Annotated in this window: 20 protein-coding genes and 2 pseudogenes; 6 read left to right on the top strand and 16 right to left on the bottom strand. The window is 70.4% G+C overall.

The window, feature by feature from the left end:
* Positions 1-85 precede the first annotated feature (85 nt).
* From ACZ3I3_RS08845 to ACZ3I3_RS08795, 11 genes and pseudogenes are all read right to left on the bottom strand, one after another.
* Positions 86-1522 (bottom strand): glycoside hydrolase family 43 protein, encoded by a 1437-nt coding sequence (locus ACZ3I3_RS08845; RefSeq protein WP_467363676.1) that lies wholly within the window; start codon positions 1520-1522, stop codon positions 86-88.
* A 39-nt stretch (positions 1523-1561) separates the two neighbouring features.
* A complete protein-coding gene (yjfF, locus tag ACZ3I3_RS08840; protein WP_467363675.1) occupies positions 1562-2593 on the bottom strand; it encodes a galactofuranose ABC transporter, permease protein YjfF in 1032 nt (343 codons plus the stop codon).
* Positions 2590-3684, bottom strand: coding sequence for an ABC transporter permease (locus ACZ3I3_RS08835; RefSeq protein ID WP_467363673.1), 1095 nt, complete (start codon positions 3682-3684; stop codon positions 2590-2592). The genes yjfF and ACZ3I3_RS08835 overlap by 4 nt, the downstream gene beginning before the upstream one ends.
* The gene (locus ACZ3I3_RS08830) at positions 3681-5219 is read right to left on the bottom strand and encodes a sugar ABC transporter ATP-binding protein (protein WP_467363671.1); all 1539 of its coding nucleotides are present in this window, start codon (positions 5217-5219) and stop codon (positions 3681-3683) included. Before ACZ3I3_RS08830 ends, ACZ3I3_RS08835 begins: the two co-directional genes overlap by 4 nt.
* A gap of 94 nt (positions 5220-5313) precedes the next feature.
* Positions 5314-6324: an ABC transporter substrate-binding protein gene (locus ACZ3I3_RS08825; RefSeq protein ID WP_467363669.1), complete on the bottom strand. Its 1011-nt coding sequence runs from the start codon at positions 6322-6324 to the stop codon at positions 5314-5316.
* A 743-nt stretch (positions 6325-7067) separates the two neighbouring features.
* Positions 7068-7664: pseudogene (locus ACZ3I3_RS08820) on the bottom strand (maleylpyruvate isomerase N-terminal domain-containing protein); the annotation flags it as partial.
* A 203-nt stretch (positions 7665-7867) separates the two neighbouring features.
* Positions 7868-8414: pseudogene (locus ACZ3I3_RS08815) on the bottom strand (HAD family hydrolase).
* 172 nt (positions 8415-8586) lie between these two features.
* Positions 8587-9156 carry a hypothetical protein gene (locus ACZ3I3_RS08810; RefSeq protein WP_467363668.1) on the bottom strand — a complete coding sequence of 190 codons (570 nt, stop codon included), beginning with the start codon at positions 9154-9156 and terminating at the stop codon, positions 8587-8589.
* Positions 9157-9278: 122 nt separating this feature from the next.
* Positions 9279-9656 (bottom strand): DUF5958 family protein, encoded by a 378-nt coding sequence (locus ACZ3I3_RS08805; RefSeq protein WP_467363666.1) that lies wholly within the window; start codon positions 9654-9656, stop codon positions 9279-9281.
* A 327-nt stretch (positions 9657-9983) separates the two neighbouring features.
* Positions 9984-10550, bottom strand: coding sequence for a hypothetical protein (locus ACZ3I3_RS08800; RefSeq protein ID WP_467363665.1), 567 nt, complete (start codon positions 10548-10550; stop codon positions 9984-9986).
* A gap of 39 nt (positions 10551-10589) precedes the next feature.
* Positions 10590-11237 carry a DUF6000 family protein gene (locus ACZ3I3_RS08795; protein WP_467363663.1) on the bottom strand — a complete coding sequence of 216 codons (648 nt, stop codon included), beginning with the start codon at positions 11235-11237 and terminating at the stop codon, positions 10590-10592.
* 76 nt (positions 11238-11313) lie between these two features.
* Here ACZ3I3_RS08795 and ACZ3I3_RS08790 point away from each other — a divergent pair, with 76 nt between their 5' ends.
* Entirely contained in the window at positions 11314-11718 is a 405-nt protein-coding gene (locus ACZ3I3_RS08790) for a hypothetical protein (RefSeq protein ID WP_467363661.1), read from the top strand.
* A 166-nt stretch (positions 11719-11884) separates the two neighbouring features.
* Here the strand turns inward: ACZ3I3_RS08790 and ACZ3I3_RS08785 are convergent, their stop codons facing one another.
* Positions 11885-12817 carry a helix-turn-helix domain-containing protein gene (locus ACZ3I3_RS08785; protein WP_467363660.1) on the bottom strand — a complete coding sequence of 311 codons (933 nt, stop codon included), beginning with the start codon at positions 12815-12817 and terminating at the stop codon, positions 11885-11887.
* A 243-nt stretch (positions 12818-13060) separates the two neighbouring features.
* Between ACZ3I3_RS08785 and ACZ3I3_RS08780 the strand changes: the two genes are divergently transcribed.
* Complete coding sequence (locus tag ACZ3I3_RS08780; RefSeq protein ID WP_467363658.1) at positions 13061-14476, top strand: MFS transporter; 1416 nt, start codon at positions 13061-13063, stop codon at positions 14474-14476.
* 52 nt (positions 14477-14528) lie between these two features.
* Here the strand turns inward: ACZ3I3_RS08780 and ACZ3I3_RS08775 are convergent, their stop codons facing one another.
* Positions 14529-15248, bottom strand: a complete 720-nt coding sequence (locus tag ACZ3I3_RS08775; RefSeq protein WP_467363657.1) for a TetR/AcrR family transcriptional regulator C-terminal domain-containing protein — start codon at positions 15246-15248, stop codon at positions 14529-14531.
* Positions 15249-15364: 116 nt separating this feature from the next.
* Between ACZ3I3_RS08775 and ACZ3I3_RS08770 the strand changes: the two genes are divergently transcribed.
* Positions 15365-17032: a CocE/NonD family hydrolase gene (locus tag ACZ3I3_RS08770; protein WP_467363656.1), complete on the top strand. Its 1668-nt coding sequence runs from the start codon at positions 15365-15367 to the stop codon at positions 17030-17032.
* Here ACZ3I3_RS08770 and ACZ3I3_RS08765 read toward each other — a convergent pair.
* The gene (locus ACZ3I3_RS08765) at positions 17029-18258 is read right to left on the bottom strand and encodes a M20 metallopeptidase family protein (RefSeq protein ID WP_467364004.1); all 1230 of its coding nucleotides are present in this window, start codon (positions 18256-18258) and stop codon (positions 17029-17031) included. The genes ACZ3I3_RS08770 and ACZ3I3_RS08765 overlap by 4 nt on opposite strands.
* Positions 18259-18471: 213 nt before the next feature.
* The gene (locus ACZ3I3_RS08760) at positions 18472-19041 is read right to left on the bottom strand and encodes a hypothetical protein (protein WP_467363655.1); all 570 of its coding nucleotides are present in this window, start codon (positions 19039-19041) and stop codon (positions 18472-18474) included.
* 228 nt (positions 19042-19269) lie between these two features.
* Here ACZ3I3_RS08760 and ACZ3I3_RS08755 point away from each other — a divergent pair, with 228 nt between their 5' ends.
* Entirely contained in the window at positions 19270-19620 is a 351-nt protein-coding gene (locus tag ACZ3I3_RS08755; RefSeq protein WP_467363654.1) for a hypothetical protein, read from the top strand.
* 37 nt (positions 19621-19657) lie between these two features.
* Here the strand turns inward: ACZ3I3_RS08755 and ACZ3I3_RS08750 are convergent, their stop codons facing one another.
* Positions 19658-20644 carry a helix-turn-helix domain-containing protein gene (locus ACZ3I3_RS08750; protein WP_086564946.1) on the bottom strand — a complete coding sequence of 329 codons (987 nt, stop codon included), beginning with the start codon at positions 20642-20644 and terminating at the stop codon, positions 19658-19660.
* A 161-nt stretch (positions 20645-20805) separates the two neighbouring features.
* Here ACZ3I3_RS08750 and ACZ3I3_RS08745 point away from each other — a divergent pair, with 161 nt between their 5' ends.
* Positions 20806-21324, top strand: coding sequence for a hypothetical protein (locus tag ACZ3I3_RS08745; protein WP_467363652.1), 519 nt, complete (start codon positions 20806-20808; stop codon positions 21322-21324).
* A 75-nt stretch (positions 21325-21399) separates the two neighbouring features.
* Complete coding sequence (locus ACZ3I3_RS08740) at positions 21400-22005, top strand: response regulator transcription factor (protein WP_467363651.1); 606 nt, start codon at positions 21400-21402, stop codon at positions 22003-22005.
* The last annotated feature ends 414 nt before the right edge of the window (positions 22006-22419 follow it).

The raw sequence follows: 22419 nt of genomic DNA, 5'->3' as shown, positions 1-22419 counted from the left end.
CACGGGGAACAGCGGGCACCGGCCCGGGTGGGACCAGGGCCCCCGACGCCACTCCCCTACAGGTCAGCGCAGCAACTGCCGCCGGTCAGTTGGTCACTCGGAACGTCGCGTCGCCGCGGGCCGTCGCCGTGGTGATCGGGTCGAGGCGGAGTTCGTAGGCGTAGTGGCGGATGTACCGGTCGGGGAAGTTGTACGACTGGAACGAGGACCAGGATGCGTCGGCGAGGCCGGTGACCTGGCGGAACGTGGCGTCCGCGGCGAACTGGGGGGTGCCGTCGTTGTAGGCCAGCTGGAAGTCGTAGCCGGCGTGCCGCAGGAAGTGGCCGGGGAAGTTGACCGACTCGAAGGAGACGGTGCCCGAGCCCGCCAGGCCGGGGCGGGGCCGGAACTGGGCGTCCGGGCCGGTGACGTTCTGGTCGATGCGTATGTCGAAGTTGGTGTGCCGGACGTAGCGGTCCTGGAAGTTGAACGACTGGAGCCGCTTGGCCGGGGTGTTGGGCCAGCGTGCGAGGACGCGGCTCTCCTCGGCGGCCGTGAGGGGGAGGATCGCGCCGTGGCGCTTCTTCGTCCCGCCCAGGTTGTAGCTTCCCGATGCCGGGAGGCGGTAGGTGCCGGCGGCGGAGGGGTTGGTCGTCGTGACCGGCATGTAGCCGCGTCCGGAGGCGTACTGGTCGAGGTACAGGGTCCACTCGTTGCGGTCCCTGAACTTCATCCACATCGGGCCTTCGACCTGGGAGCCGGTCAGGCCGATGCCGGAGAGGTTGCCGAGGTCGGTCCACGTGCCGAGGATCGAGTTGCTGCCTTCGAGGGTGATCTGGCCGTCGCCGGAGGCCCGAACGTAGCGGTGGCTGCCGACGCCGGACGGCACCTCGACGATCTGGGTGTCGATGATGTTCTGGGTGCCGGGGCGGTCGATGTAGAGCTGCGGGGTGGTGATGGTGCGGAAGTCGGTGGTACGGGCGTAGTAGATGCGGTGCTTGAGGACGCCGTCCCGGGTCGCGTTCGTCGCCCAGTACAGGACGTAGTCGTTGGTCTCGGGGTTCCAGATGGCCTCGGGTGCCCAGGCGTTGCGGCCGTCGGGGATCGCGCCGGCGACGTTGAGCAGCCACGGCTGCGACCAGGTGACCAGGTCCGTCGACTCCCACACCACGAGGTTGCGGCTGCCGTTGTTCATGGAGTCGTCCCATGACTGCCCGCAGCCGATGCACAGGTCGGTCGCGATGATCCAGTACTTGTCACCGCCGGGGGCTCTGACCAGTGCGGGGTCACGCACCCCACGGGTTCCCACCGTGGAACGCAGGGTCATCCCGCCGCCGTTGAGGTCGCTCCAGTTCAGGCCGTCCGTGCTGTGCGAGAAGTAGATCTGCTGACCGGTCGCCCCCTCCCCGATGAAGTGCGTCATCAGGTAGCCCGGGTCGGCGGCGGCGGCCCGGTCAGGTGTGGTCAGGGCCTGGCCTGTGAAGAGGAGGCAGGCGGCGAGCAATATCGCCGACAGCCGTGAGAGAAGCACGCGCGTGTGCATTTCCTGTCCTTCCTTTGACTCTCGCCGTGCCTTGGCCCGTCAGGTCTTGCGGCGTGACGTCATGGTCCGCTGGATGAGGATGAAGGCGCACAGCAGCACACCTGTCGCGATCTTCGTCCACCAGGAGCTGAGCGTCCCCTCGAACGTGATGACGCTCTTGATCAGGCCCAGCACCAGGACACCGAAGAGTGTGCCCAGCACGTAGCCGGAACCGCCGGTCAGCAGGGTGCCGCCGATGACCACGGCGGCGATGGCGTCGAGTTCCATGCCGACGGCGTGCAGCGGGTCGCCCGACTGGATGTAGAGCATGAACAGCAGGCCTGCCAGGGCCGAGCAGAAGCCGCTCACCGTGTACACCGCGATCTTCGTGCCGCCCAGGGGAAGGCCCATGAGCAGGGCCGACTGCTCGTTGCCGCCGATGGCGTACACACGGCGTCCGAAGCGGGTGTAGTGGAGCACGTAGGCGGCGACGGCGAGGACGATCAGGGCCACGAGGGCGCCGATCGACAGGTCCCCCAAGCCCAGCGACACCCGCGTCTGCGCCAGGGTGCCCACCGAGGCGTCGTTGATGGAGATGGACTCCTTGCTGATGACCAGGCACAGCCCGCGGAAGAGGAACAGCCCGGCGAGGGTGACGATGAAGGGCTGGATCTCGAAGTTGTGGATGACGTAGCCCATCAGGAAGCCGCCGAAGGCGCCTACGGCCAGTGCGAGGGGGACGACCAGGAGCAGCGGCAGTCCCTGACGTTCCACCAGCCACGCCGTGAACATCGTGGTGAAGCCGATCATCGAGCCCACGGACAGGTCGATGCCGCCCGACATGATGACGAAGGTGGCACCGATGGCGGCGACCAGCAGATAGCCGTTGTCGATGAACAGGTTGAGGAACACCTGGGGTTCGCCGAACCCGTAGTTCTGGTACCGGCTGAGGCCACCGAGGTACATGGCGATGAACAGGGCGGCGGTGACCAGAACGGGCAGACGCCGGTCGCCGAGCAGGCGCGTGGCACGGGCGCGGGAGGCGGTGCTGCCGCGCGGAGCCGCCTTGGGGGTCTGGGTGGTCGCGCTCATCGCGACACCTCCATCTTCGGGGCGGCGTCGGGCGCCGGAGCGGGCTCCACCGGGGCGGCGTCCTGGCGCGGGCCCCTGGGGCCCTTCGCGCCGAAGACCTTGGCCCGGAACTTCGGGGACTGGAGCAGGCAGACGACGATGACGACGGCGGCCTTGAAGACCAGGTTGGTCTGGGTCGGCACGCCGATGGTGTAGATCGTGGTGGTCAGGGTCTGGATGACGAGGGCGCCGACGACCGTGCCGCCGATGGAGAACCGGCCGCCGAGCAGCGAGGTGCCGCCGATCACCACGGCGAGGATCGCGTCGAGTTCGATCCACAGTCCGGCGTTGTTGCCGTCGGCGGCCGAGGTGTTGGAGCTGATCATCAGGCCCGCGATGCCCGCGCACAGCGCGCAGAACATGTAGACCATGATCTTGATGCGGGTGGATCTGATGCCGACCAGGCGGCTGGCCTCGGCGTTGCCGCCGACCGATTCGACGAGCAGGCCGAGCGCCGTGCGGCGGGTCAGCGCCACGGTGACGGCCACCACCGCGGCCACGACGAAGATGGAGAAGGGCAGGGTCAGCCAGTAGCCGCCGCCGATCAGCTTGTACGGCTCGCTGTTGACGGTGATGATCTGGCCGTCGGTGATCAGCTGGGCGACACCGCGGCCCGCGACCATGATGATGAGGGTCGCGATGATGGGCTGGATTCCCATCCTGGCCACCAGGAAGCCGTTCCACAGTCCGCAGACGACCGCGGCCACCAGCCCGATGCCCATCGCCAGGAACACCGCGGACAGGGTGTTCTGGTTGGCCTGGTCGCTGATGTACGAGCAGGTCAGGGCGCCGGTGATGGCGACCACGGCACCGACGGAGAGGTCGATGCCGCCGGTGGCGATGACCAGGGTCATGCCGACCGCGACCAGGATCAGCGGTGAGCCGAACAGCACGATGGAGACGAGGCTGCCGTAGAGGTGGCCGTCCGTCATGTTGACCGAGAAGAAGTCGGGCGTGAAGGGGACGTTGACGAGCAGCAGGGCGATCAGGACCGCGACCGGCCAGAACAGGTGGTGATGCGTCAGTGCTCGCCAGCGGGAGGTGGTGGTCACTGGTGTTCTCCGCTCGCGATGGTCTCGAGGATCTTGCTGGTGGTGATCTCCGGCCCGTTGGTCAGCCGCGCCACCAGCCGGCGGTCGCGCAGCACTCCGATGGTGTGGCTGAGCCGGAGCACCTCCTCCAGCTCGGCCGCGATGTAGAGCACCGACATGCCGTCCTCGGAGAGGGACACCACCAGTTTCTGGATCTCCGTCTTGGCGCCGATGTCGATGCCGCGCGTCGGCTCGTCCAGGATCAGCAGCTTGGGCTGGGTGATCAGCCAGCGGGCGAGCAGTACCTTCTGCTGGTTGCCGCCGCTGAGCCGGCCCACGCGGGCTTCCGGGTCTGCCGGGCGGATGTCCAGCGCCCTGATGTACTTGGCGACTAGTTCGTCGCGCTGGGAGGCCGGGATGGGCCGGGTCCAGCCGCGGGCCGCCTGGAGGGCGAGGATGATGTTCTCGCGCACCGTCAGGTCGGGCACCAGGCCCTCGCTCTTGCGGTTCTCCGAGCAGAACGCCACACCGGCCGCGATGGCGTCGTTCGGGGCGCTCATCGAGACCTGCTTGCCGCCGATGGTCACCTTGCCGCTGTCGGGCTGGTCGGCTCCGAACAGCAGCCGGGCGAGTTCGGTGCGGCCCGAGCCCAGCAGGCCGGCGAGGCCGAGCACCTCGCCCTTGTTGATCTGCAGGTCGAAGGGGGCGATCCCGCCGGTGCGGCCGAGTCCCTCGGCCTTGACCAGGGTCTCGCCGACGTCGGAGTGCATCTGGTGCTCGGCCAGTTCGTCGAGCTGGTCCAGGGCCTTGCCGATCATCAGCTCGATCAGCCCGACCTGGTCGAGGTCGCGGACCAGGTGCTCGCCGACCAGGGTGCCGTTGCGCAGGACGGTCATCCGGTCGCAGACCTCGTAGATCTGGTCGAGGAAGTGCGACACGAACAGGATCGCGACGCCCTCGTCCCTCAACTGCCGCATCAGGCGGAACAGTTCGAGGACCTCGTCGCGGTCGAGGCTGGAGGTCGGCTCGTCGAGGACCAGCACCTTGGTGCCGGATCCCGCGGCGTCGCGGTCCCCGGTGCCCACCGACCGTACGATCGCGACCAGTTGCTGCACGGCCAGCGGGTACGAGGACAGCGGCGCGGCGACGTCGATGTCGAGTCCGAGCCGGTCGACCAGCTCCGCCGCCTCCTTGCGCATCCGCTTCCACTGGATGCGGCCGGCGCGGGTGGGTTCGCGTCCGATGAAGATGTTCTCCGCCACCGACAGGTTGGGGCAGAGGTTGACCTCCTGGTAGACCGTGCTGATGCCGGCCTGCTGCGCCTGGAGCGGGCTGCCGAACCGTACGGACTCGCCGTCCAGGGTGATGGTGCCGCCGTCCAGGGAGTAGACGCCCGTCAGCACCTTGATGAGGGTGGACTTCCCCGCGCCGTTCTCGCCCATCAAGGCGTGGATCTCGCCGGGGAAGAGCCGGAAGTCGACGCCCGACAGAGCCCGTACCCCCGGAAACTCTTTGACTATGCCCGTCATCTCCAGGACGGGCTGCGGCTCTGCCATGGCAGCGCTCCTCGTGAATGGTCCAGGTCCGCGGGGAGCCTCCCGGCCGGGGGATGCCGGCCGGCCGGAGGCTCCCGCCGGTGGGGACGGTCGGTCAGTACTTGCGGGTGGGGAGCGCGTCCTTGGCCTGGTCCTGCATGAAGTCGCTCTCCTTGGTCTTGATCCAGCGTTCGACCGTCTCGCCGTCCTTGACCTTCTTCACGACCTCCATCAGCTGCGGGCCGAGCAGCGGGTTGCACTCGACGATGGCGTTGATCTTGCCTTCGGACATGGCGACGAAGCCGTCCTTCACGCCGTCGATGGAGACGATGAGGATGTCCTTGCCGGGCTTCTTGCCGGCCGCCTCGATGGACTGGATGGCGCCGATGGCCATGTCGTCGTTGTGCGCGAAGAGCACGTTGATGTCCGGGTTGGACTGGAGGAAGGCCGCCATGACCTGCTTGCCGCCGGCCCGGGTGAAGTCACCGGTCTGGCTGACGACGACCTTCCAGTCGTCCGCGTGGTCCGCCTCCATGACCTCCTTGAAGCCCTTGGCGCGCTCGATCGCGGGGGCGGCGCCGGTGGTGCCCTCCAGCTGGGCGATCTTCACGGCGCCCTTGTGGCCCGCCTTCTCCAGGACCTTCTCCAGGATCTTGGCGGCGCGCCGGCCCTCGTCCGTGAAGTCGGAGCCCACCAGGGTCACGTACAGGGAGTCGTCGGAGGTCTCGACGGAGCGGTCGGTGAGGACCACCGGGATCTTCGCGGCCTTGGCCTCCTTGAGCACGGCGTCCCAGCCGGTGACGACCACCGGCGAGAAGGCGATGACGTCGACCTTCTGCGCGATGTAGTTGCGGATCGCGGAGATCTGGTTCTCCTGCTTCTGCTGGGCGTCGGAGAACTTGAGGGTGTAACCCGCCTCCTTCGCGGCCGACTTCACCGAGTCGCTGTTGGCGGTGCGCCAGCCGCTCTCCGAGCCGACCTGGGAGAAGCCGAGGGTGATCGCCTTGCTGCCGCCGCCGCTGCCGGCGGCGGCGGTGGAGCTGCCGTCCTCCTTGGCGCAGGCCGCGAGTCCGGTCGCAGCCGCCACGCCGACCGCCGCGGTGAGGAAGTTCCTTCTGCTGAGCATGCTTGATCTCCTTCGTTGAGCCGGCCCGGGGAATGGACTCGGTTGTTGCGGCTTCTGACGTTCCGTCGGGAAGCGTGGAGGTGATGATGTTCTGAGGACCGGCCAACGTTCGAAATATTGAACATGCGTGGCGCGTGCCGTCAGAGGGTGGTCTGGGCGTGGTGAGGCCGGGAGCGGCCGGCGCGGTGATGAGTCGCCGACGGGGCGATGAGTCCGGGCTCGATGACGACCGGAGGTGTTCCGGTCGGGCCGCGTCGCAGGGAGTACGGGCGGTCGTCTCGCCCGGCTTCCGCGACAAGAAGTGCTGTCTGAGAAGTCGCCTAGGGAGGGCCGTCTAATCGTTGGCCGCCACCTGCGAAGGAGGTGCCGCTGTGCGCCGGATGTGCCACGGCCGTACCTCCCTCAAGTGGTCAGTGATGGGGAGGTCATATGAGCGCCCAGCGTCACTCCTGGTCAAGGGGTTGCGCGAGAAGCAGGCCATCACATTTGGGTAACGCGGTGCTGCGGGCGAGGCTGACGGGCTGCCGGTCGCCCGACGCGAAAGCGGACTTCTTCGGCAGAGATATTGACGCCCGGCAGGCATGGCCATACCTTTCGATCGCTGAACGAAGTATCGAACTCCGTGCGACATGCCGGACGGTCGGCTAGCCACCGGTCCCTCCTTGCACGCTGGTCCGGGTCGTAGCCGCGAAATGAGGGCACCGTTATGACGGCGACAGATCCGGCAGCACCTCGAACCCGGGCTACAGCACGCGCAGGGCCTGGTGAACGTCGCGCTCGCGCCTGGCCAGCGCATGCAACACGGCTTGGTCGCCGTGCCGGTCGCGGGCGGCCGCGACGAGGACGTCCACCGCTGTGGCGAGGGCGGCGTCCGGCGCCCGGTGATCAGTGCCCACGCTGAGCGCGAGGTCTTCGATGTGCACCGCCAGCTCGACACAACGGGTCTGCAGGTAGCCGTCGAGCAGCATCTCTTCTCCCGGCCGGTGGAGGACTTCCACCCGTCGATCGACCGGTTCCGTGCTCAGGCGTAGCGTCAGCCGCTCCCACGCCATCCGTGCCTGATCAGCCACGGCGGCGGGACCAGCGGCGGCTGTTTCCTCGCTGCGGGTACGCACCCCGACATTCAGTGCCGAGTCGGGCTTCGATGTGCCGACGAGTCGCGCGTAGTACCGCACCGGCGACACCGGTTCCGCGCCGAGCACCTGGCCGTCGAGAAACCACTCGACCTGCAGGACGCTCCGAGCGAGGTGACCGGCCAGCCCGCCCACCGACATCCCGGCGAGCACGGACTCGTCCTTCCAGCAGTGGGCCACCTGCTCGGTGGCCAGCAGGTCCACGGCCGTCTCGGCCGCCTCCAGATACGCGTTCCGTATCCCATCAGTCATGCGGGGCATCGTCCCAGAGCCAAGATCCAGACCGGTTGTCCGTCCACGCCATGGACCGGCGGTCGCACAGCTGCGGAGCGGCCGGTCTCCCAGGACGGGCTCCACGGCCGCCCGCCCGAAGCGAACCGCGTCTGCGCCCGCACACCGCAGTGCCGTGATCACTCCGCTCCGGCGGATCCCTCCGGCCGGGCGAAGGCGAGGATGCCGGGGACCGCTTCGCGCAGGCTCGCGAAGTGCCGGTGCACGCCGGGCACCGCAGCCGCGGTGTTGACGCCCCCACACCGTCATGCCGGCCCGCAGCCCTGCTTCGACTCCGGACGGGGCGTTCTCGATGACCAGGCAGGTCTCGGGGCGGACACCGAGCCGCTCGGCGGCCGACAGGTAGGGCACGGGCGAGGGTTTGCCTTCGTCCACCGCGGCGGCGTCCACGATGACGCCCGGGACCGGCCGGCCCGTCCGGGCGAATCGCCCGCGCACCCGGTGCTCGTAGTTGGAGGTCACGAGCGCCCACGCCCCCGAGGGCAGGGTGCCCAGCAGCTCCGACGCGCCGTCGAAGGCCGCATAGACGCCGGACCGGACGTCCTCGTCCTCCAGTTCGTGCAGCACAGCCAGGCACTCCCTTGGATCCTGGTCCGGAGCCACGGTGGCGAAGGTCTCCATCGGCCGTGTCCGCAGGGCCACCCGGTAGACCTCCGTCGCGTCCAGCCCGTATCGCTCCGCCCAACTGGCCTAGACCCGGCGCTGGTTGTCCACGGCGTCGATCAACGTGCCGTCGATGTCGAAGAGAACGCACTTGCCGGGGCCGGGTCGCACACGGTCACTGGTCACGCCGTGATCATGCCAGGGCCTCCGTCCTGCCTTCCCGAAGGCGTGATGGTCAAGATCCGGGGTTTTGGGAAAGGTCGCCCTTCCAGGGTGGTGGCCAGGGGACTGACTCCGCTATGCGCGTCCCTCGTACGCCGAGGCCGACGCGAGCCAGTTGCAGGAAACGGTGCCGAGCCTGCCGGAATTCCTCGTACGCCTGGTCCCAGCCGCCCTGGTCTCTTGTCGGAAGCTCCCGGGCCAGCCACTCCAGATGCCACAGACAGTGGTTCAGCCTGACAGCGGCCGTGTTCGTCTTGACGTCCCCCAGCAGCCACACCGTCTCCGCGAGTGCCGAGCGTTGCACCTCGGCCTCCGCCACTTCGGCGAGGACCTCGTCGGTGGGCTCCAGCGGCGCGGCTCCGCTCGCAGCGATGCCCTTGGCGACGGCGATCCGCCGGTAGCGGTGGGCGATTACCTTCACGGCGTGGGCGTACTCGGCATACGCGTTCAGACGCCGCTCATCCCACCGGACGGACTGCTCCCGGCGCCATCGGGCCCTTTCGACGACCATGGTTGTCGCCATCGACAAGACGGCACCCAACGCCACGCCGAGCAACGTCGCCAGCTGACCGGTCAGACTCATGAGTGCTTCATAGCCCACTGGCCCGCGTGGCAATCGCGGGCCGAATCGTCGGCCCGATCCTTAGGTCGACGATGGGGCCACCGAGCCGTTGTCCAAGCCGTCACTGGGCGGTACGAGTCGTCTTAGGTTGCGTCGCGTGGCTGATCCGGCAGGTTGTGCCACGCGTGCGCACATCCCCCGACGCAGAACAGCGTCCGCCTGCGGGTGTCGGCGATGCTGAAGAGGGCGATGAGCAGGCGGAAGGAAGGCGTGAGTTCGTAGGCCGGAAGTGCCTCCATTCCGAAGCGCCACTTCGTGAGCATCACCGCCGGCGTGCGAGTGGGGCGGATGCCGGAGCGCGCGATGCTCTCCGGCACGTCCTCTTCACAGGCGCGGGCCTGTCCGCAGAACAGCACCAGTGCGTGCAGGACTTGGCGCTGGTCGGGCTCTGGCAGGCACTCGAACCACTCGACGCCGTCGGCCACCGGCCTGAGCCCTTGTGCGAGTTCGTTCAGGATCACCTCGTGTGCGTACAACACAGACGTCCATCCCCCGTGGTTCGGACCGCGTCCCGAGTGAGGGTCCGTCGGATCGGCGACACGGGCGCTGCCGGTCAACTCGATGATGGTGACAGGCGTGCTGCTCGGGAGGCGAGGCGGCGCGTTCCGATGTGCTGGTGGCGTGTCGGGCGGCATCGCGGCAGCCGTCCGCCGAAAGGGGGCGGGGTGGACCGGCGAACACAATGCCGTATCCGGCGCCGGAACCGGATCCCAAGGAGGACGACGGCTACGTGCCGCCCCGCATTCCAGAGCCCGGCGAACGGCTGCGGGCCCGCTGACGGCGAGCGCTCATGTCGACGACGGATCGCCCAGCGTGCGGGCCGCGATTGTCATGTAGTCGGCATAGGGATCGCCCAGCATGTCCACAGCCTCGTCGTACTCGCGTCGGAGGTGCTCGCACTCCTGGTGCGACGCCATCGCGTCATGCCATCGGACCAGGGCGTCAAGAGCCTGGTTGGCGCTGCGTCGCAAGTCCTTCGCGACGGATACGACCTCTTGCGGTCCCCAGAGGCGGAGGTCGAAGACTGCGATCTGGAGATCCGTCACCGCTCGGTTCGTGAGCGGCAACCGTTCGGCGGCTTCGTCTTCTTGGCTCCGACGCAGTGCGTCCGCACAGTGACGAAGGGTGTGCAGGACTTCGACGTACAGGTGACTGGTACGGGTGTAGGCCTGTCGACGCTGCTCACGTACCCAATGCCGGTGCTCGGCTCGAGCCTGGTCCTTCACTTGCAGACGGGCGGCTTCCACAGCTTTGAGAGCCCCCAGTCGGGCACCCCTCATGCCCGCAATGGCTCCGGCTAACGCACCTGCAGTTCCAGCGAGTCCGGCTATCACAGCCGCCACACCTTGATCCATGGAGCCATCGTGCCGGACGGCCGCTCTGCCGGGGCGAGGTCACCTTCGGTGTGGGGCCACACCGTGCCTGCGTGTCGGCCAGTGGCTGGCAGTTTCGTCAGCGAAAGCGCAGAGAAGACCCATGAACTTTCGATACTCGTCGGGGTCATCGCCGTCCTTGCCTGGCGGCCCGTCGATCCACTGCTGCCAAAGTCCATCCGGGGCGAGAAACCGGGCCGCATGGTCGGTACCCCTCTTGGCGTCGAGCAGCAGGAGCGCGCCAAGGGCAGCTGTCTGGTCATAGTCGAGGTCAGGGCGACGCAGATAGCGGTCGAGGTAAGCAACCAGGAGATCGGCGTCGGCAGAGGTGCCGAAGGTGGCCAGGGCGACACAGTACGCCTGCCCCGCGTAGGGCCATTTACTGGCGAGCAGGAGGTCGCCGAGACGTTCCCGGAATTCGGTCCTCCCGGCAACGGCGATGAGCCAGGCTGCTGTTCCGCTCTCGCGCCACCCTCGGTCGAGCAGCAGCATGGCCAGTTCACGAGGAGCAATCTCATGGGCAGCCTTGCCCAGCTTCCGCATGAACCTTGCCCGGTCGCGGCCACTGATGCCGAGCAGGGCGCCGCCGAGTTTGAGATACCGGCGGTCGGTTGTGACGTAGCGGCGGGTCAACTTGAGCAGTTCGCGCTCTTCATCAGTGCGGCGCATGGGCAGCATCCTCGTATGGCCGAAGCGGCCAGGCCAGCAGTGTGGCCGGTCCGGCCGACCTGGCGGACTGCGGCCCATGAAGCAGTCTGCCCGTCTTCCTTTGACTCCGCGTCCCATGCCCCCGCTCCGCGGCGACGAGGCAATCGTCGGCGTCCCGGACGCAACCGTGGTGGACTTCTGGCGGTTCGCCATGCCTGACCTCGGGATGAACAACACACGCGGTCTGCTCGCCGAATTTCTGGTCCACCAGGCGGTCGGCTCCCACAAGCCTCGTGTGGAATGGGCAAGCCACGATGTCGAGACCGACGACGGACTGCGCATCGAAGTCAAGGCCGGCGCATACCTACAGGCCTGGGATCAACGAGCACCGTCCAAGTCCGCTTCACTGGGCTCCGTGCTCGCACGTGGTCACCTGACAAGGGTGTTCAGAGGCGAAGTCGTACAACGCCGACGTCTCGGCCTGGGCGTGTTGAGCCACTGAAACGGGGTTTCTCCCCCACGGCGTTCTCACCACCCTTGTGTGGGAAGCGAGCTGCGACCTGACCGGAGTCGACCCCGGCACCATCCCCGGGTAGCCCATGCGCGGGCCGGGCAACAAGCGTGCTCACACCGCTACGCGGGATCGGCGGCGGCACCAGCGGCAGGGGTCAGCCCGTCGAGGCGTGGATCGGGGACGGGTCGGGGGCGGGGCGGGGCTCGGTGGGTGAATCCGAGGGGGGTGGCTGCGTGTGGGTGTGCGCGGGGTCCAGGCGGAGCATGGCCGTTTCGTCGGGGGTGCCGGGGGCCGCCTGGTAGACCACCATGCGCTGGCCGCCCGTCCGGGCCAGTCGCATGACCTCGTAGGTGAGGGTCATCGGGCCGGCTTTCGGGTGCTGGAAGCACTTCTGCCCGCCGCCGCGCTCGCAGACGTCGTACCGCTCCCAGAGCTGGGCGAACTTCGCCGACTTCAGCATCAGTTCGCCGACGAGCGTGGTCAGCTCGGGATCGTCCGGGTCGGCCCCGGCGACCGCCCGCAGGTGTGCCACCGAGGAGGCGACGGTCTCCTCCCACGGCTCGTAGAGCGTCCGGCCGACCGGGTGCAGGAAGAGGTAGCGGGTCAGGTTGCGCTGGTTCTCGGGCCAGTCCCAGAGCCCGGGCAGCAGCCGTCGGCCGGGCGGGTTCGCGGCCAGGAGGCGGTTGTAGCGGCTCACCACATACGCGGGCAGCGGGCGCACCGACTCCAGCATCCGCAGGACCGACTCGCGGACGGTGTGGTCCGAGCAGGCCGGCAGCTCGGAGGGCCGGCCGGAGGCCAGCTCCGCGAGCTCGTGCAGGCGTTCGTAACCGTCGCCCCGCAGCCGCAGGGCGCGGCCGAGGGCGTCCACGACGGCGGGGGAAGGGTTGGTCTCCCGGCCGCGCTCCAGACGGATGTAGTAGTCGACACTCACTCCGGCCAGCGCGGCCAGTTCCTCACGGCGCAGTCCGGGAGTGCGGCGCAGGCCCGCGCCGGCCGGGAGACCGACGTCCTCCGGGCGTACCTGCGCCCTGCGGGCCTTCAGGTATCGGCCGAGCTCCGTGCCCCTCGTGTCCGCTGCTGCCATCCCGCCATTGTCGCAGGCGGTCGGGGAGCGTGGGGGGCCGTGTCAGGGCCTGGAATGCCGCACCCCGGGTACAGCGCGGTCTGCCGCGCGGCCGCGTGCGGGAGGAGAGTCGAGTTGCCGGAGCGGGCGGCCCGTCCGCCGGGGCCCAGGGGGTGCGTGACACCGGTCCGCGGCCTCGGAAACGGGCTGCGGCCGCCCGCCCGGTCTTCGCTGTGAAGTCGTCCCTCGCACCAGGAGTTCACCATGCCGGCCGTCCCCGCCCCGTCTCCGTCCCCGGCCCGGACAAGCGGGTCGCCGCCTGCCGAGGGCCCGGCACTGCCGCGGCGCGGCGGCGTCGCGCTGGTCGCTTCGCTGCTCGGGTTCACCGTGATCACCGTCGACGTCTCGGCCGTGAACATCGCGCTGCCCGCGATCCGGGACTCCCTCAGCGGCGGAATGGCCGGGCTGCAGTGGGTGGTCGACGCCTACACCCTGATGTTCGCGGCCCTGATGCTCTCCGCGGGCGCCCTCGCCGACCGCATCGGCGCCCGTCGCGCCTACGCGTGGGGCGTCGCCCTGTTCACCCTCGCCTCGCTCGGCTGCGCGCTCGCACCCGGCATCGGCGTGCTGGTCGGGGCGCGCGTAGCGCAGGGCGCCGCCGCCGCGATCGTGATGCCGGCCTCGCTGGCGCTGATCCGGCAGGCCTACGACGACTCCCGGGCACGTGCCCGCGCCATCGCGCTGTGGACGGTCGGCGGCTCGGTGGCGATGGCCGCGGGCCCGGTGCTGGGCGGGCTGCTCACCGACTCGGCCGGCTGGCGGGCGGTCTTCCTGCTCAACCTCCCGGTGGGTGCGGTGATCCTGGGCCTGCTGGTGCGGGTGCCGCGCTCCCCGCGCCGGCCCGCCGCACTGGACGGCGGCGGTCAGCTCACCGCCGTACTGGCCCTGGCCGGGCTGGCCTTCGCGGTGATCGAGGGCGGCCACCTCGGCTGGACCAGCGGCCCCGTCCTGGCCGCCGCCGCGCTCGCCCTCGCCTCCGGGTACGCCTTCTACCTGGTGGAGGCCCGGCACCGGCAGCCCATGGTCCCGCTGGGCATGCTGAGGGACCGCCGGGTGGCCGTCCCGCTCGCGGTCGGTTTCGCCATCAACGCCGCCTTCTACGGCGGGATCTTCCTGCTCGGGCTGTACTACCAGCAGCTGCGCGGGATGTCGGCGATCGCGGCCGGGCTGATGTTCGTGCCGATGTCGGCCGTGGTGACGGCGACCAACCTGGTGTCGCCGCGGCTGGCGGAGCGGATCGGGCGGCGGCCGGTGATCGTCGCCGGGCAGCTGGTCTTCACCGGGGCGATGCTGGCCCTGCTGCCGCTGGCCGCGCACACCCCGGTGTGGCTGGTACTGGTCCTGCTGCTGCCGTTGAGTGTCGGCGGGGCGCTGGCGGTGCCCGCGGTGACCGCGCTGCTGATGGACGCCGTCCCGCAGGAGCGCGCGGGCACCGCGTCCGGGCTGCTCAACTCCCTTCGCCAGACCGGTGGCGCACTGTCCGTCGCCCTGTTCGGCAGTCTGCTCGCCGGCCCCGGCGGGGACTTCTCCCTCCCGGGCATGCGCATCGGCCTGCTCGCCGTCGCCGCGCTCCTGTTGGCCACCGCCGTCCTCTCCCGCCTCTTCCTGCCCCGCAGTTGACCCCGAACAGGCGGTGGTGAGGCCGTCGGTCAGTCAGTCTTGAGGCCGTCGGTCAGTCAGCGGTGAGGCCGTCGATCAGGCGGTTGAGGAAGCGGCTGAAGGTGGCGTCGGGCGTCACGGTGCGGGCGGGGGCCGCGAGGGCTTCGGCGAGTTCCGGGTGGTGGCCGTCCGCGGCGACGGTGGCGAGGTAGCGGGCTTCCGCCGCGGCCCGGTCGGGGGACCTGGCCGCTGCCGCCTGCGTGATCTCGTAGGTGACGTGTCCGGCGACGAACGCGGTGAGCTGGGCGAAGACCTCCAGCTTCGCCGCGCCGTCCAGACCGGTGGGGCGCAGGGCGGCGAGGGCGTGTTCCAGGAACGCCAGGGTGTGAGGGCCCGGGCTGCGGCGGGTGGAGAGGGCGGCGGGCAGCCACGGGTGGCGGAGCATGAGGTCGCGCTGACGGTGGGCGATGGTCTTCAGGTCGGCGCGCCAGTCGCCGGTGAGAGGTTCCGACGCCGGCAGTTCGCCGCTGACGTGGTCGACCATCAGCTCCAGCAGCGTCTCCTTGTCGGAGGCGTAGCTGTAGAGCGACATGGCTCCGGCTCCGACCTGTGCGGCGACCCGGCGCATGGTGACCGCTTCGAGCCCTTCCGCGTCGGCCAGGGCGACGGCGGCCGCCGTGATCGCCTCGCGGCTGAAGCCCGGCCTGCGGCCCCTGCGGGGCTGCTCGGGGGTCAGCCACAGCTGCTGGGGGTCGGTCCCCGGGGTTCGGGGCCCACCGCCGTCACGCGTCACCGTCTTCGTCCTCCCGTCCCGTGCATCGCCCTCCACCGTCGAGGAGGGCGTGGAGCTGCGTCGCCATCCAAGCATCCTCTATTCTCGTACGACGTACGAGAATGGAGGAGGGAACCATGGCATCACGACGTGGGAAGCCGCCGTTGTCCTCGCGGATGATGAGGGCGATGTGGCGCGGCCTGCCGGACAAGCGGCACGACGTCGGGTGGGAGCCGGGGCTGGTCGTGCCGGGCGCCGACGGCAGTCCGCTGGTCACGGACCACTACTTCCCCCGGACGGCCGGCGATTTCCCGACCCTCCTGGTGCGTTCGCCGTACGGCAGGGGCCTGCCCTGGTCGCCCATGTACGGCATGCTCTTCGCCGAGCAGGGTTTCCACGTGGTCCTGCAGAGCTGCCGCGGCACCGGCGGCTCGGGCGGCGTGTTCGACCTGTGGCGCAACGAGGCCGCCGACGGCCGGGCCACGGTGTCCTGGCTGCGCCGACAGCCGTGGTTCGACGGGACGTTGGGGACGATCGGCCCCAGTTATCTGGGATACGTCCAGTGGGCGCTCGCCCTGGACCCGCCGCCGGAGCTGAAGGCCATGGTGGTGCAGGTGGGTCTGCACGACCCCTACGCCCTGTTCTACGCGGACGGCGCTCTCCGGCTGGAGAACGCCCTGCTCGTCGGCCTGGGCATGACGTACCAGCACCAGGGGATCGCGCCGTTCGCCGGGGCGACACTGCGCTTCCAGCGCCGTATGCGCGACATCGTCACCGCGCGGCCCCTGCGCGGGGCGTACGCGTCCGTCCTCGGCGACGTGCCGTGGCTGGACGACGTGATGACGCACCCGGACGCCGACGCCCCGTACTGGGACGGCGCGTCCCTGGCGCGGGCGGCCGAGGGGCTGCGCGTCCCGACGAGCCTGATCACCGGACGGTACGACGCCCTGGTCGACCAGACCTTCGAGCAGTACGCGCGGCTGCGCCGGGCCGGATGCGACACCGCCCTGCTCGTCGGGCCCTGGACCCATGCCTCCGCCTTGCAGCAGGGCTGGCCCGAGGTCTTCGCCGAAAGCTTGGCCTGGCTGCGCGCGCACCTGTGCGGCGAGCCCTCCGGGCTGCGTCCCACGCGGGTGCGTGTGCACGTCGGCGGCGAGGACGTGTGGCGGGACCTCGACGACTGGCCGTCCGTCCCCGCCGCCACCACCTCATGGGTTCCGACCGCGGACGGGCATCTCGGCCGGCGAGCCGACGCGGGGTCCGCGGGCGGCGTGAGCGGCGCGGGCACCGCCCCCTTGGCGTCCCTGAGCTACGACCCCGCCGACCCCACGCCGTCCATCGGCGGGCCCCTGCTCTCCCGGACGGCCGGTGCCCGTGACAACAGCCCCCTGGAGAGGCGGGAAGACGTCCTGACCTTCACCGGGCCGCCGCTGGCCGAACCCCTGGATCTCCTCGGTCCCGTCTCCGCGCGGCTGAGCGTCTCCACGGACACCGGGTACGCCGACGTCTTCACCCGCCTGTGCGACGTGGACGCGCAGGGGCGCTCCGTCAACGTCTGCGACGGGCTGGCCCGGCTGGAGACGGTGGGGCAGGCGCCCTCGGAGGTCACCGTGCGGATGAGCTCCACCGCCTACCGCTTCCCGGCCGGGCACCGGCTGCGCTGGCAGATCAGTGCCGGTGCCCATCCGCGCTACGCCCGCAATCCGGGTACCGGCAAGTCCCCCGTGGACGCGGTCGACTTCGCACCGATACGCGTCACGCTGCACACCGGCTCCGTACTGACGCTCCCCCACGGGACGCCCTAACGGTGACTCCGCTGGGCGAGCCACCCCGCCATCGCCCGTACCCCGATGCCGATGGACCGTTCGTCCGGCGCGAAGTCGGGGAAGTGGGGGTAGGCGGTGGTGACGGGGGCGCCGGGGCTGCGGACGCCGAGGAAGGTGTAGGTGCCGGGGACGCGGTCCAGGTAGAGGGCGTAGTCCTCGCCGCTGAAGGGCGGGAACGCGGAGTGGAGCGTGGTGACCGGGTCACGGCCCGGTGCGCGGCGCAGGTGGCGCGCGAGCGCGCGGGCGTCGGACTCCGGGCAGACCAGGGCCGGGAACGGCTCGGCGGGGAAGCGCACGGCGGCTCCCGCGTACGACGTGGCCAGCCGGCGGATCTCCCCGCGTATCTCCGAGTACCGCTCCTGCGGCCAGCAGCGGTAGGACACGCTCACCTTGGCGTCCTGCGCCGAGGCCCGGAGGGCGACGAAGCGGGCGAGCGGGCCGTCGGGTGTCTGGGCGTCGGTGACCATCCGCTCGATGTCCGCGGGCGTCTGCGGGGGTGTCACCGTGGCGAGCGCGCCGATCTCGCCGGCCAGGCGCCGCGCGGCCTCGGGTGCGTCCGGGCCCTGGAGCGTCACCTCCGCCTTGTCCTGGCCCGGCATCCCGTAGCCTCCGGTCACGGCGAACCGGCCGACGGGGAAGGGCCCGCAGTGCAGCGCGTGGATCTCCTCGACACCGGTGCGCTCCAGCACGCCCGCCTCGATCAGTGCGCGGGCTCCGGACAGGCTCTCCTCGGCGGGCTGGAAGAGGAACACCACCGTGCCGCTCAGGTCCCGCCGCAGCCGGGCCAGGACCTTGGCGACGCCCAGGGCCACCGTCGTGTGGATGTCGTGCCCGCAGAGGTGGGCCACGGCCTGGCCGCCCCCGACGATGTCCTTGGGCGGCACGGCGTCCATGTCGGCCCGGTACGCGACCGTCCCTCCCGGGCGCGTGCCGCGCAGGACGCCGACCACGCCGTGGCCGCCGATCCCGGTGGTGACGCTCAGCCCGGCCGCTCGCAGTTCCCGGGCCACCACGTCGGCGGTACGGCGTTCCTCCCCCGGCAGTTCGGGGTGCCGGTGGAGGTCCCGCCGCAGCTCGATCAAACCGGCCTCCAGGCGGGCCACTTCGGCGTCCACCGCCCCGTACGCCACCGGTCCCCTCCACCCGCCGGCGACGGCCTTCCCCGTCGTACCCCACACGGTTCCGGCACCGGCTGCTGCCGCCATGCCGGCCGCCAGCAGCGTGCGGCGGGCCGGAGTGTGCTCCGTAGGACGCTTCACCGTTCCCCCTTCGTGATCCGTCTTCGTGGTCGCCCGGCGAGCGGGAAGCCCGTCGTGAAAACCCGTTGGTACACGATCACTTCTCACACCCGCCGCCGCCCATCCGGCGAGCCACCGCCCGCGAGGGGGGGACAGCCCCCGGCCCCAGGACCCGACCCCTCACGCGCCACCGGAGTGAGGTTGCTCCGGGAGAACGAGAGGAGCGGACTTCACCAAGGCCGGACCGCTGACCTCCTCGGCGCCGGAGACGTGGGCGAGCCACCGGAGTTCGTCACAGGCGAAGAAGGACTCGCCCCACGAGTCGACGCGGATCCGCGCTCGGCGGTCCCCCGACCGCGTCAGGTCCCACCAGGCCCACCCCCGGAATTCGGACGCGGGGTCGAACTGGTACAGCCACTCCTGCAGGTCCCACGGCCCCTGCCCGGTCGCGGCCGTGTAACGCTCCCTGCCCCGGGCCGCGAAGTCGGGGACCGGCCCGGTCCCTCCACGGCAGGCGGCGACGAACCAGTCCGGGATCTCGCCGACGGGAAGGTCCTCCCCCTCGAACGGCTGCGAGAGCGCCAGGTGAAGGGCGGGGTCCAGCACGGAACGCACCCTGCGGCCGAACTCGTCGACCGGGCAGCTCGTCCGCAGGTCGAAGGCGCTCAGAACGCAGGGCGCGTCCTTTGCTGCCGGCCGGTGTGACAGCCGGCCTCTCTCCTGCTCGATGTCCTCGATGGCGTGCATCATCTGCGCGTCTTCTCCGTCGGCCTTCCTTGAGGGGGCCCCGGCGTGCAACTCCCTGCCAGGCAGCTTCCTGGCGTGGCCGGATGCGGACAGCGGGGGCGGCGGGATGGTTCTCTCTTATCAGCGGCCGGGAAGCGCGGGGAACGCGGAACGGTCCGGGGGAGCTGAAGCACTACTGGCTCCATGCATCGTCACAAAGGTCCTGACTCACGCATGGAATGGAGACCAGCCATGATCCGTACCACCAACCGTCGTTCCGCCGCCGTCGTCCTCGGTTCGGCCGTGCTGGCCACGCTCGCCTGGGCGGTGCCGGCGCAGGCCGCCGAGCAGGCCGAGGGGACGCAGGCGGCCGGTTCGGCCGTCTCGCAGGCGGACCGCTCCGTCGGCGACGTGCTGCCGCCGCTGCCGCACCTGCCCGGTTCGCCCGACGACTTCACCTGGACTCCGCTGCCCCTGGGCGGCACCGACCTCATCGGGATCCCGGGTCCGGGGCACGGCGGTGACGACTTCACCTGGCACCGGGTGCCGGCCGACAGCACCGAGGACTTCACATGGCAGCCCGGTCCGAACGCAGAGCGGTGATCTCCGCGCATCCGGCGGACCGCGCGACGGCCGGCCGTCAGATCCACTGGCGGCGGGCCGCCTGGACTCCCGCCTCGAAGCGGCTGGAAGCGCCCAGGCGTTCCATGAGCTCCGCCATGATGCGGCGCTCCGTACGGACTCCGATGCCGAGCGCCCGGGCAACCGCCTCGTCGGTGAGGCCGGTGGCGAGGAGCTGGAGGAGTTTGCGCTCCTGCGGGGTGAGCCCCTGCGGGTCGTCGTCGGGTGAGGAGTTCTGATGGAACGGGCTCGCGTGTTCCCAGTACGCCTCGAACAGCGCCCGCATGGCGAGCACCACCGGCCGGCTGTGGAACATCAGGGCCGCGGGGCCCGTCTGGCCGGGCAGGTTGGCCACGATGGCCGCGGTCGTGTCGATGATGAGCAGCCGCATCGGCAGGGTCGGGGACGTGCGGATCTCGCTGTTGTGCTCCGCCATCCACTGGGCGTGGGCTCTCGTCACCCGGTCGTTGACGGCGCTGTCGAGGTAGATCGAACGGAAGCGGACGCCCCGGGCCAGTGCCCGCTCGTTCAGCGGCCGGGACGCCTCGATCGCCTCCTTGGTCAGGCCGCCCACGGGGTGGAAGACCAAGGACTCCTGCTGGCACGACTCGGCGAGCGCCTCCAGCCGGGTGCGGATCTCGTCCACGTTGTCGAGCTGTTCCGTGCCGTCCGAGCCGGACCCGGCCGACGCCGTGTACTCGGCGGCGAGCGCCGCGAGCGCGGCCCGGTTCTGCTCGATGCGCTGCTGCCGCCAGGCCAGTTCGTCCTGTTCCCGCTGGAGCAGGACCTTCAGGCCGAGCGACGGGTTCACCGCGCGCAGGGTGCCGGGTGAGTCCTGCGACGGGGCCAGCAACGACAGGTCGGACAGGCGCGTGAGCGCGTTGTGCACCTCGTCGCAGCTGATGTCGAGGAGCTCGGCGAGCTTGTCCGGATCATGTTGCTTGTGGAAAAGGATCGCGCGGTACACCGCGAGGGTCTGCTGATCGAGTGGCGAAACCTCGTCCACGTGGCGCCTCCCCCTTGAACCACATGCGAACCACATGTCCGGACCGGGCGGCCGCGCCGACTTCCGGTGCGGCGACGCGGCACGGAGGAGCGTCGCAAGGCATGCGAAGGACCCCCGCAGATCGTTCACATATTGGCCACGTTACCCGGTCAGGAGTTCCGATGTCGCACACAGTCGCACATGTACTACCGCCTTTGCACGGCTGTGTCGCCCTTGTCGTCGACGGCACCACCGGCGTCGGGCGGCTGGTCGCCAGTCAGCTCTGCGCGTTGGGTGCCGCCGTCGCGGTGGTCGGCGCGGGGCATCCCGGGCGCGGTGACGACGCCGCCACGAACGCGGCGTTCCTGTGCAAGGAACTGGCCGGAATCGGACTGGTCGCACTGCCCTATCAAGCCGATGTGGAACGGCCGGAGAGCTTCGCCGCGCTGACCGGTCAGATCGCCGCCGACCTCGGGCCGGTCACCGCCGGCGTCGTGGTCGTCCCCGGCGAAAGCGGAGGCGAGGAACTGGCCCCGTTCTTCCGCGTCCTGTCGGGTGTCGTCGCGGCTTCCCTGCCGGCCGGCGCCGAGCACATCGAGGTCGACGTGGGGCGTGACGGCTCCAGCCTCGAGAAGGCGGCCCAGGCGGTGGTGGAGCGGCTGGCCCGGCTGCACGAGCCGTGGCGCGCCCCCTCCGTCTGACCCGGATCTGCCACACCGTCAATTCCGCTGTTTTTCCCGAGTCTTTGCCTTAGTCCTGCCGTACGGGGGTCGAGCATGTCGATACGCATAGTCCTCGCAGGTGATCACCAACTCGTGCTGGAGGCCTTCGCCGAGACGCTCAACGGCGTCGACGGACTGGAGGTCGTCGGCCTGGCCACGTCGTACGACTCCGTCCAGCCGGCCGTGGAACGGCACCGGCCGACGGTGCTGTTGCTGGGCGAGTCCACGATGGGCGGCAAGTCGCTGCGCGTCGCCACCGACGTACGGAGCCGGCACCCCAAGTGCGGGGTCGCGCTGATGGTGGGGGCGGCCACGTCGTCGGTCGTTGACCGGGCCGTGGCGGCCGGCGCCCTGGGCGTCGTACCGAAGAACGCCCGGCTGCCCCAGCTCGTCACGACGCTCATGGGTGTCGCGGGCGGCTGTCTGACCGTCGATCCGTCGCTGCTGCGGCCCGTCGCCGTCGGGGAGTTGTCTTTGAGCACCCGGGAGATGGACGTGCTGCGGCTGACGGCCGGCGGGGCGACCGTGAAGGAGATCGCGGGCGAGCTGTATCTGGCGGCGGGAACGGTACGGAATCTGACGTCAGCCGCGATCAAGAAGCTGGGCGGACGGAATCGGTTCGACGCGGCGCGGATCGCCGGGGAACACGGGTTGCTGTGAGGGGCGGTTCGGGAGGGGGAGGGGGTGAGCGCGTGCCTGTGCCGATGCCTGTGCCGGTGCCTGCGGGTGAAGGGGCCGGGGAGCGATCGACGGTGAGCCGGGGCACGTCGGGGGTGGCGGGCTCGGAGAGCGGGAGCGGGAGCGGGAGCGGGACCCAGGCGACGGTGATTGGGACCGGGGCCGGGGCGACGGTGACCGGGACCGGAACCGGGGCGACGACCGGGAGCGGAAGCGGGAGCGGGAGCGGGGCGACGGTGACCGGGACCGGGGCCGGGGCGACGGTGGCCGGGGCCGGGACGACGGTGAGCGGGCGTGGCGCGCGGGTGGCGGGTGCGGGGGCCCTGCCGGCCGGGGGCGGACGCGCGCCGGCCCCGGCACGTGGGGTGCCGGGGCGGGGCGGGGCCGGGCGAGCGC

Source organism: Streptomyces sp. NPDC016851, assembly GCF_055562795.1.
The sequence above is the reverse complement of the archived record's forward strand: the minus strand, read 5'-3'. Positions and strand labels throughout refer to the sequence as shown.

What these genes read in the sequence shown, in the direction of transcription:
- ACZ3I3_RS08845 (WP_467363676.1), bottom strand. Translation starts at nt 1,522, where the DNA reads ATGCACACGCGCGTGCTTCTCTCACGGCTGTCGGCGATATTGCTCGCC.
- ACZ3I3_RS08765 (WP_467364004.1), bottom strand. Translation starts at nt 18,258, where the DNA reads ATGGCGGCAGCAGCCGGTGCCGGAACCGTGTGGGGTACGACGGGGAAG.
- ACZ3I3_RS08830 (WP_467363671.1), bottom strand. Translation starts at nt 5,219, where the DNA reads ATGGCAGAGCCGCAGCCCGTCCTGGAGATGACGGGCATAGTCAAAGAG.
- ACZ3I3_RS08800 (WP_467363665.1), bottom strand. Translation starts at nt 10,550, where the DNA reads ATGGATCAAGGTGTGGCGGCTGTGATAGCCGGACTCGCTGGAACTGCA.
- ACZ3I3_RS08745 (WP_467363652.1), top strand. Translation starts at nt 20,806, where the DNA reads ATGTCGCACACAGTCGCACATGTACTACCGCCTTTGCACGGCTGTGTC.
- ACZ3I3_RS08740 (WP_467363651.1), top strand. Translation starts at nt 21,400, where the DNA reads ATGTCGATACGCATAGTCCTCGCAGGTGATCACCAACTCGTGCTGGAG.
- yjfF (WP_467363675.1), bottom strand. Translation starts at nt 2,593, where the DNA reads ATGAGCGCGACCACCCAGACCCCCAAGGCGGCTCCGCGCGGCAGCACC.
- ACZ3I3_RS08760 (WP_467363655.1), bottom strand. Translation starts at nt 19,041, where the DNA reads ATGATGCACGCCATCGAGGACATCGAGCAGGAGAGAGGCCGGCTGTCA.
- ACZ3I3_RS08780 (WP_467363658.1), top strand. Translation starts at nt 13,061, where the DNA reads ATGCCGGCCGTCCCCGCCCCGTCTCCGTCCCCGGCCCGGACAAGCGGG.
- ACZ3I3_RS08755 (WP_467363654.1), top strand. Translation starts at nt 19,270, where the DNA reads ATGATCCGTACCACCAACCGTCGTTCCGCCGCCGTCGTCCTCGGTTCG.
- ACZ3I3_RS08795 (WP_467363663.1), bottom strand. Translation starts at nt 11,237, where the DNA reads ATGCGCCGCACTGATGAAGAGCGCGAACTGCTCAAGTTGACCCGCCGC.
- ACZ3I3_RS08790 (WP_467363661.1), top strand. Translation starts at nt 11,314, where the DNA reads ATGAAGCAGTCTGCCCGTCTTCCTTTGACTCCGCGTCCCATGCCCCCG.
- ACZ3I3_RS08770 (WP_467363656.1), top strand. Translation starts at nt 15,365, where the DNA reads ATGGCATCACGACGTGGGAAGCCGCCGTTGTCCTCGCGGATGATGAGG.
- ACZ3I3_RS08785 (WP_467363660.1), bottom strand. Translation starts at nt 12,817, where the DNA reads ATGGCAGCAGCGGACACGAGGGGCACGGAGCTCGGCCGATACCTGAAG.
- ACZ3I3_RS08825 (WP_467363669.1), bottom strand. Translation starts at nt 6,324, where the DNA reads ATGCTCAGCAGAAGGAACTTCCTCACCGCGGCGGTCGGCGTGGCGGCT.
- ACZ3I3_RS08810 (WP_467363668.1), bottom strand. Translation starts at nt 9,156, where the DNA reads ATGAGTCTGACCGGTCAGCTGGCGACGTTGCTCGGCGTGGCGTTGGGT.